We start from the raw sequence: 1,122 nt of genomic DNA, 5'->3' as shown, positions 1-1,122 counted from the left end.
TGCCGACCACGGGATTGCGAGGATCGGCGATCTGGCTCTTGCGTGTCAGGGTGCCGCTGACCTCGTCGGCCAGCAGGTCCAGCATGCGCCGAGTTTCGCGATCAGGGCCTCCATACGTCAGCTCCTGGATGCGGTAGGCCAACCGGCTCTCAAGGAACGCTCGGCTGTTGTTCGGCGCCGCCATGGCAAAGATCGTCTGCCACTCCGACTTCAACTGGGTGACGGACATGGACTTCATCGCGGCTAGGCGCGCGGGGATGGGATCGGGCTTCGTCATGCGTTTCTCCGGTGAGTTGGAGTTGCATGACGGCATTGGTCTTTGGGATAGTGTAGGCAACGTTCTCCAGTATTGTCAGATACTTCGCGGCCATCCTTACCAAGCAGCCGAACCAACCCGAGCGCCAGCAGCCCGCAGAGCTCGGCGCGGCGCTCGGCGGCGGTCATCTGGTCGGCTGGGAACGGATTGGGGCGTTTCATTGCAGTACCATTTGAAGAGCGTTTTGAACAGGGAAACGCTATGCGGTCAGCCAATAAAAACAATCGGAAACAAACGCTTATCTGGTTCCTGCGCGCTGCTTCGAAATCATTCGTAGACGCGGCAAGCGATTGTTTCTTCTCAAGCGTGTATTTTTTTATTTAATAATTACTAAAAAGAGAGTCACTGTCCGGGACAGAGTGTACGATTGAGTGCGCAAGAGGCGCCGGTTCGAGGGAACATTTGATTGGCGTGCGTCTACCGGACTTGATCACTGATAACTTTGGAAGCAGAATAAATGGGGCATCAGCGTCTTGGTAAAATGCCGGCATACCGGTCGTTGCCTGAAATCATACGGTATATTGTGGACGGCGGCATTCCGACCGAGGCGCTGGCCGATCAGATTACCGAATTTGGTCGGGAAGCGCTGAAATTTGCTCTGAAAGACGATGTCTTCATCGAAGCGCTCTGGTTGCTCATTCGCTTGCCTCAGGCAGCTGCGGCCCAAGACTCACCAAACTCACTGGGCGAAATCGGCATCGACGGCGCCACGCCCTCGTCGGTTTCTGAAATCCTGTTTCAGTATGACAATGCTGTGGAGCGCGTTCAGCGTCGGATCCACCAAGGGAATACAGACCTCGGGGAGA

At 55.7% G+C, this 1,122-nt stretch carries 2 protein-coding genes; one reads left to right on the top strand and one right to left on the bottom strand.

Translation table 11 applies throughout. The features are described 5' to 3' along the window. The coding region (locus IEV82_RS23430) for a DUF2924 domain-containing protein (protein WP_188484495.1) at nt 1–277 on the bottom strand (277 nt) is incomplete at its 3' end. Nucleotides 278–773: 496 nt separating this feature from the next. On the opposite strand from IEV82_RS23430, the gene IEV82_RS23425 reads away from it, so the two are divergent. Continuing rightward, on the top strand, nt 774–1,122 hold a 349-nt coding region (locus tag IEV82_RS23425; protein WP_188484494.1), incomplete at its 3' end, for a hypothetical protein.

This window comes from Marivita lacus (genome assembly GCF_014637725.1).
GTDB classification, from domain to species: Bacteria; Pseudomonadota; Alphaproteobacteria; order Rhodobacterales; family Rhodobacteraceae; genus Marivita; species Marivita lacus.
The sequence above is the reverse complement of the archived record's forward strand: the minus strand, read 5'-3'. Positions and strand labels throughout refer to the sequence as shown.